At 65.2% G+C, this 6,348-nt stretch carries 7 protein-coding genes and 1 riboswitch; of the genes, 2 read left to right on the top strand and 5 right to left on the bottom strand.

The genetic code is table 11. From position 1 onward, the window contains the following. Positions 1 to 126: 126 nt before the first annotated feature. Both BraRD5C2_RS04895 and BraRD5C2_RS04890 read right to left on the bottom strand, forming a co-directional pair. Positions 127 to 933 (bottom strand): SDR family NAD(P)-dependent oxidoreductase, encoded by an 807-nt coding sequence (locus BraRD5C2_RS04895; RefSeq protein WP_223967194.1) that lies wholly within the window; start codon positions 931 to 933, stop codon positions 127 to 129. Positions 934 to 1,055: 122 nt separating this feature from the next. Further along, positions 1,056 to 1,637: a 6,7-dimethyl-8-ribityllumazine synthase gene (locus tag BraRD5C2_RS04890; protein WP_223967193.1), complete on the bottom strand. Its 582-nt coding sequence runs from the start codon at positions 1,635 to 1,637 to the stop codon at positions 1,056 to 1,058. 78 nt (positions 1,638 to 1,715) lie between these two features. Then, a riboswitch (FMN riboswitch) is annotated at positions 1,716 to 1,870 on the bottom strand. A 444-nt stretch (positions 1,871 to 2,314) separates the two neighbouring features. On the opposite strand from BraRD5C2_RS04890, the gene BraRD5C2_RS04885 reads away from it, so the two are divergent. Then, complete coding sequence (locus BraRD5C2_RS04885; RefSeq protein ID WP_016844492.1) at positions 2,315 to 2,815, top strand: type III secretion system chaperone family protein; 501 nt, start codon at positions 2,315 to 2,317, stop codon at positions 2,813 to 2,815. A gap of 234 nt (positions 2,816 to 3,049) precedes the next feature. Next, entirely contained in the window at positions 3,050 to 3,814 is a 765-nt protein-coding gene (gene proC / locus BraRD5C2_RS04880) for a pyrroline-5-carboxylate reductase (protein WP_249788324.1), read from the top strand. 145 nt (positions 3,815 to 3,959) lie between these two features. Here proC and BraRD5C2_RS04875 read toward each other — a convergent pair whose 3' ends face one another. The 3 genes from BraRD5C2_RS04875 to hisS form a co-directional block, all read right to left on the bottom strand. Continuing rightward, positions 3,960 to 4,370: a thioesterase family protein gene (locus BraRD5C2_RS04875; RefSeq protein ID WP_223967216.1), complete on the bottom strand. Its 411-nt coding sequence runs from the start codon at positions 4,368 to 4,370 to the stop codon at positions 3,960 to 3,962. A 116-nt stretch (positions 4,371 to 4,486) separates the two neighbouring features. Further along, positions 4,487 to 4,690: a tautomerase family protein gene (locus BraRD5C2_RS04870; RefSeq protein WP_044538952.1), complete on the bottom strand. Its 204-nt coding sequence runs from the start codon at positions 4,688 to 4,690 to the stop codon at positions 4,487 to 4,489. A 113-nt stretch (positions 4,691 to 4,803) separates the two neighbouring features. After that, the gene (gene hisS / locus BraRD5C2_RS04865) at positions 4,804 to 6,318 is read right to left on the bottom strand and encodes a histidine--tRNA ligase (protein ID WP_223967191.1); all 1,515 of its coding nucleotides are present in this window, start codon (positions 6,316 to 6,318) and stop codon (positions 4,804 to 4,806) included. Positions 6,319 to 6,348 lie beyond the last annotated feature (30 nt).

Genomic DNA, 6,348 nt, shown 5'->3' with positions numbered 1-6,348 from the left:
AGGAAGCTGCTGACGGTCCTCAATGCCATCATGCGAGACCGAAAGCCGTACCTGCAAACCAAACCAACATAACAGTTGCCGGCTCAAGGCCGGGACGACGGCGAATTTGCGGCGGCACCCACTCCGCTAAAACCCCGGCCGCGGCACGTGGCTCATCAGCGTCCGCGCATAGCCGCCGTCGACGATGATCTCCTCGCCATTGACGTATGACGAGCGATCGCTCGCCAGGAACAAGGTCGCGTCCGCCATGTCCTGCGGCGCGCCGATCCGGCGCATCGGCACCACGGCGGTGCGCCGCTCGGTGACCCCCGGTGTATCGTAGAACGCCTGGCTCATCGGCGTGACGACGAGGCCCGGGCTGACCACATTGCTGCGGATGCCATGCGGCCCCCATTCGGCGGCGAGCTGCTGCGAGAGCATCACGACGGCGGCCTTGCTGACGCTGTAGGCGCCGCTCTGCCCCTGCGCGTTGCTGGCGGCGATCGAGGCGACGTGGATGAGGCTGCCGCGCCCGGTCTTGCGCATCTGGCGGCCGAACGCCTGCGCGCAGATGAAATAGCCGGTGAGGTTGATCGCCAGCACCGCATTCCATTCGGCGAGCGGCAGCGTATCGAGCGCGCCGGGACGCAGCACCGCCGCGGTGTTGACGAGGATGTCGCAAGGACCAAGCGCGTTCGCGACGGCGTCGGCGGCAGCCGCGACATTGTCCTCACTGGTCGTGTCGCAGCTTGCGACGAGATGACCATCGCCGAACTCGCGAAGCTTCGCCTTGGTTTCCGCCAGCCCGCGCTCGTCGCGATCGAGGGCTGCGACCCTGGCGCCGGCACGCGCAAAACTGACTGCGGTGGCGCGGCCGATGCCGCCGCCTCCGCCGGTGACGACGGCAACGCGGCCCGACAGGCCGAGCCAATCGGAGGAATGTTGTTCGGTCATAGGCGACGCCTCCCGCGCGTTCTGATTATGCCGGCAAGCATAACCGAACGCACGGGCTGCAACAGCGATCCCGGCACGCATGCCGGAATCGCTTTTGCGCCGGGCCTTAAGCTGCCGAAGCTTTAGCCAGGTATTCCCGCCGCGACCTGGCCGCGCAACCGTTCGAGGCTGAGCAGCGTATTGGCGCAGGCCTCCGCGACCTCGATCCCCTTGATCACGAAGTGCTTGCGGAAGAAGTCGTAATGCACCTCGGTCTCGTGGAATTGCTGCGGCGTCAACACCGCCGAGAACACCGGCACCTCGGTGCGCAACTGCACATCCATCAGCGCCTTGATCACGGTATCGGCGACGAATTCGTGGCGGTAGATGCCGCCATCGACAACGAGCCCGGCCGCGACGATCGCGGTGTAGCGGCGGGTCTTCGCCAGCAGTTGCGCATGCAGCGGGATCTCGAACGAGCCCGGCACTTCGAACACATCGACATTGGTGATGTGGCGCGCCTCGATCTCCTTCAGGAAGGAGATGCGGCACTCTTCCACCACATCGCGATGCCAGGACGATTGCACGAAAGCAACGCGCTGCGGCTTGGCGAAGTGCGGATGCTCCGGCGTCGGCGGACGAGCCGGCGTATTCGGAACACTTTCTGCTTGGGAGGTCTGGACTTGAGAAGCTTGAACGTCTTGGTCTTGCAACATCTGATTCATGGCTTTCCTCTTTCAGGACCAGAATCAGGGCACACGGACAACGACACAAGCCCACGCGAAAATCGCGTTGGCTGCCGCAACCGTTCTCTTTCATCCGGACTGTAACCGTCGGCTTCGGAATTGCACCGAATCTGCTGACCCTTCTCCCGGCTTCGCGGAAGAAGGCGCTCGCGGGCTTGGGCTCATCGCCCTTTACCGCCGGTGGGGATTTTCGCCCCGCCCTGAGAACATCGGCACGCCCGGGATGGACGTGCCTGAGACGAAATATGACCAAACCGCGACAGCGGGGCAAGCACCTTTGGCATGGGGAAACGGCATGTCCCCATGAGCGCGCCGCGGCTCTTGCAGAGTGATGTGAGCGCCCGAAAGGCTGATTCACGCGTGCGGCAAGGCGCCTGCAAATGGTTAATAAATCGTTACGCGAACGCCTAGATTCCGATTTGTTCGCAAAATCACAAGTGTGGCGGAGATCAGCTGTGGACGATGCGCGCTTTGGCTGTGGACGGACTCGGCGTGCGGTTGCGCGGATTCCGCAAATCACATCACTTCATCGGCGTCAGGTCCAGGGGCATCCGGAAGCCCGGTCAAGGAACTGCACTCGGCCACGACGCAGTATGTCGCAAAAGCCGGCTTCCGTGTGCGTATCAAGCGATCATAAGAACAAGGTCCGAGACGGCATGTCCCTCCTCGAAAGCATTATCGATTCCCGGAACAACCCGCTTGCGGTGGTCGAAGATATCGCCACCGACAACAACTGGGCGTTCGAGCGTTCCGGCGAAGACGAGGTGACGATCGTCTCCAAGGGAGACTGGATCGATTATCAGCTCTCCTTCACCTGGATGGGAGAGATCGAGGCGCTGCATCTCGCATGCGCCTTCGACATGAAGATGCCGCAAGCGCGGCGCGCCGAGGTGCAGCGGCTGGTCGCCGCCATCAACGAACAATTGTGGGTCGGCCATTTCGATTTGTGGACCCACACCGGCATGGTGATGCATCGCCAGGCGCTGGTGCTGCCCGGCGGCCTCACCGCGTCCACCGCGCAATGCGAGGCCATGGTGGTCAACGCGATCCACGCCTGCGAGCGCTACTATCCGGCGTTCCAGTTCGTGGTGTGGGCCGGCAAGTCGACCGCCGAAGCGATGGCCGCCGCGATGTTCGATACCGAGGGCGAGGCGTAAGCGCATCCTCAGTGTCGTCCCGGCCTAGTGCGCAATTGCGCACGGTAGCCGGGACCCATACTCCCCGGCCCCAGTGGTTGAGCAAACTGCTTGTGGCGCCCGCTTCGCTTTACTAGAACCACCTGTGGTTATGGGTCCCGGCCTTCGCCGGGACGACGAGCGGTGACACCTGTGAACACAACCAGCGCACTGAAAGATTCGACCGGCACCATCGCGCTCGCAGGCGCGGGCAAGATGGGCGGCGCGATGCTGACCGGCTGGCTCGCGCAGGGCCTCTCGCCGAAGCATGTCGCGGTGATCGATCCGCATCTTTCGCCCGAGATCTCCGCGCTTGCCGCCAAGGGCGTGCGGCTCAATCCGCAGGCGACGGATCTCGGTACGGTCGACGCGCTGGTCGTCGCGGTGAAGCCGCAATCGTTCCGCGACGCCGGCGCCGCGCTGAAGGCGCTGGTCGGTCCGTCGACGCTCGTGGTGTCGATCATGGCCGGCACGACGATATCAGCGCTGGAAGAAGTGGTCGGCGGCGCGGTGGTCCGCGCAATGCCGAACACGCCGGCGGCGATCGGCCGCGGCATCACGGTCGCCGTGCCGTCAAAGCGCGTCACCGCCGCGCAGCGCGCCATGACCGATGCGCTGCTGAAAGCGACCGGGCTGGTCGAATGGGTCGACGATGAGAACCTGATGGACGCGGTGACTGCCGTCTCCGGCTCCGGCCCGGCCTATGTCTTCCTGCTCGCCGAGGAGCTCGCCCGCGCCGGTGTCGCAGCCGGCCTGCCTGAGCAGCTCGCGACCACGCTGGCGCGCGCGACCGTCGCCGGCGCCGGCGAGTTGCTGCATCGCTCGGATCTTCCTTCGGCGACGCTGCGGCAGAATGTCACCTCACCCGGCGGCACCACCGCGGCCGCGCTCGAGGTGCTGATGGCGAGCGACGGCATGCAGCCGCTGATGACCCGCGCCATCGCGGCGGCAACGCGGCGCTCGAAGGAATTGGCGAAGTAGCTGCCTGCTGATCCCGTCACCCTGAGGTGCTCGCGAAGCGAGCCTCGCAGGGTGCACGGCCCGCGGCCATCCTTCGAGGCACGCAAGGGCGCGCACCTCAGGATGACGTTCGAACAAGTGGATCGGTGCGCGTCGGCCGTTTCGCTTACTGCGCCTGGCCCGACGTCCCAGCGAGCCGCTTGTTAAAACTCTCGACATTGATCAGGCCGCGAGCGTGGCGGCCTTCGCCGAGCTTGCGCGCGCCCTCAAAAGCCTCGACGGCGAAGCGGATCACGCGGCGCTCGACCGCGATCACTTTTGCGGTGGTCCGCACCGTGGCGCCGACAAGCGCGGCGGCGAGATGACGAATATCGACCTCGGTCCCGACGGTGACCCAGCCGGGCTGCAACGCACCGCGGATGGCATCACCCGACGCCATCTCCATTTCGAGGATCATCATCGGCGTCGCATAGACCATCGGCATGCCCGGCACGAAATGCCCGACCGTGCGCTCCGGCGGCACCACCAGCATGCGTTCGGCGCTCATGCCGATCTTGATGAAGTCGCGTGCGTCCATGGAGACCTTGCTCGTCATTCCGGGGCACGCGAAGCGTGAACCCGGAATCTGGAGATTGTTGATCGAGATCCCGGGTTCGCGCTAATGCGCGCCCCGGGATGACGCGCTTTCGCGCGTCATTTCTTCGCCGCAGCCGCGCGCTCGACGAAGGTCTTGCCGCCCTTCATCTTGTGATGCAGCGGCGCTTCGTTGATCTGGATCACGACGGCATCGGCGTCGACGCCGAGGTTCTTCACCAGCGCCTGGGTGATGTCGCGCATCATGCCGGCCTTCTGCTCGTCGGTGCGGCCGGCGGCCATGCTCACGGTGATCTCGGGCATCGGAATAGCTCCCTGGTTGTTGTTGACGCGCAGGCCGGTCGTCTGCCGGTCTGGCTGGCGCGCCATCTTTTTGAAGATGGATGCGCGGGTCAAGCCCGCGCACGACAAACCAGCTATCCCCAGTTCACGTCGTGGCGCGCGAGCACCTCGCGAACCTTGGCGACCAGATCTGCCTCGGAGCAGGAGAACTGAGCTGGGCGCGTTTCGCGCCATTCCTGATTGGACGCGATCGCGGCCGCCGCCTTGGCGCCTTCGATCAAATCCTTGATCTGCACCTCACCGCGCGCCTTCTCATCCGAGCCCTGAATGATCACGCAGGGCGAGTTGCGGCGGTCGGCATATTTAAGCTGGTTGCCCATGTTCTTCGGGTTGCCGAGATAGAGCTCGGCGCGGATGCCGGCCTGGCGCAGCTGCGTGACCATCTTCTGATAGTCCGCGACGCGGTCGCGATCGAACACGGTGACGACGACGGGCCCGAATTCGGCCTGCGTATCGAGCTGGCCGAGCATCGTGAGCGCGGCCTGCAGCCGCGAGACCCCGATCGAGAAGCCGGTGGCCGGCACCGGCTCGCCGCGGAAGCGCGAGACGAGGCCATCGTAGCGGCCGCCGCCACCGACCGAGCCGAACCGCACCGGGCGGCCCTTCTCGTCCTTGGTATCGAGCAGCAGCTCAACCTCGTAGACCGGGCCGGTGTAGTATTCGAGGCCGCGAACGACGGTGGGATCGATGCGGATGCGATCGGCGCCATAGCCGGACGCCGCGACCAGCTTCGCGATCTCTTCGAGCTCGCTCACGCCGGCCTGACCGACTTCACTCTTTGCAAGGTAGGTCTCGGCCGCAGCGATGGCCTCTCGCCAATCCGCGCGCTGCTGCGTGACGGCGAGCACGATGTCGGCATCCGCCGGGCTCAGTTCGGCGCCCTTGGTAAAGTCGCCCTTGCCCTCTTCCCCGCCATCCCATCGTCCGGGGCCAAGCAGCTTGCGGACCTCGTCGGCAGGAAACTTGTCGAGCTTGTCGATCGCGCGCAGCACCGTAAGCCTGCGGCCTGCATTGTCGTCGCCGCCGAGACCGATCGCCTCGAGCACGCCGTCGAGCACCTTGCGGTTGTTTACCTTTACGACATAGGAGCCGCGCGGAATGCCGAGCGCTTCCATCGTGTCGGCCGCCATCATGCAAATCTCGGCGTCGGCCGCCGGCGTCGCCGAGCCGACCGTGTCGGCATCGAACTGCATGAACTGGCGGAAGCGGCCCGGACCGGGCTTCTCGTTGCGGAACACATAGCCGAACCGATAGGACCGATACGGCTTCGGCAGCGCGTCGAAGTTTTCCGCGACATAGCGCGCCAGCGGCGCGGTCAGGTCGTAGCGCAGCGAGATCCACTGCTCGTCATCGTCCTGGAACGAGAACACGCCTTCGTTGGGGCGGTCCTGGTCGGGCAGGAATTTGCCGAGCGCGTCGGTATATTCCATCGCCGGCGTCTCCACCGGCTCGAAGCCGTAGAGTTCGTAGACGGCGCGGATCTTCTCGACCATCGCCCGCGTGGCATTGATCGCGGCCGGGCCGCGATCTTCCAGCCCGCGCGGCAGGCGCGCCTTCAGTTTCTGGGGTTTTTTGGGTTTCTCGGCCATTGGCGGCGTTTACCAGCGGACGCGCAAGGC

It is taken from the genome of Bradyrhizobium sp. RD5-C2, from assembly GCF_019972155.1.
Lineage (GTDB): Bacteria > Pseudomonadota > Alphaproteobacteria > Rhizobiales > Xanthobacteraceae > Bradyrhizobium.
Note: the sequence above shows the minus strand (reverse complement) of the source record. Positions and strands in the feature narration are given on the sequence as shown.

What these genes read in the sequence shown, in the direction of transcription:
- BraRD5C2_RS04885 (WP_016844492.1), top strand. Translation starts at nt 2,315, where the DNA reads ATGTCCCTCCTCGAAAGCATTATCGATTCCCGGAACAACCCGCTTGCG.
- proC (WP_249788324.1), top strand. Translation starts at nt 3,050, where the DNA reads ATGGGCGGCGCGATGCTGACCGGCTGGCTCGCGCAGGGCCTCTCGCCG.
- BraRD5C2_RS04890 (WP_223967193.1), bottom strand. Translation starts at nt 1,637, where the DNA reads ATGAATCAGATGTTGCAAGACCAAGACGTTCAAGCTTCTCAAGTCCAG.
- hisS (WP_223967191.1), bottom strand. Translation starts at nt 6,318, where the DNA reads ATGGCCGAGAAACCCAAAAAACCCCAGAAACTGAAGGCGCGCCTGCCG.
- BraRD5C2_RS04875 (WP_223967216.1), bottom strand. Translation starts at nt 4,370, where the DNA reads ATGGACGCACGCGACTTCATCAAGATCGGCATGAGCGCCGAACGCATG.
- BraRD5C2_RS04895 (WP_223967194.1), bottom strand. Translation starts at nt 933, where the DNA reads ATGACCGAACAACATTCCTCCGATTGGCTCGGCCTGTCGGGCCGCGTT.
- BraRD5C2_RS04870 (WP_044538952.1), bottom strand. Translation starts at nt 4,690, where the DNA reads ATGCCCGAGATCACCGTGAGCATGGCCGCCGGCCGCACCGACGAGCAG.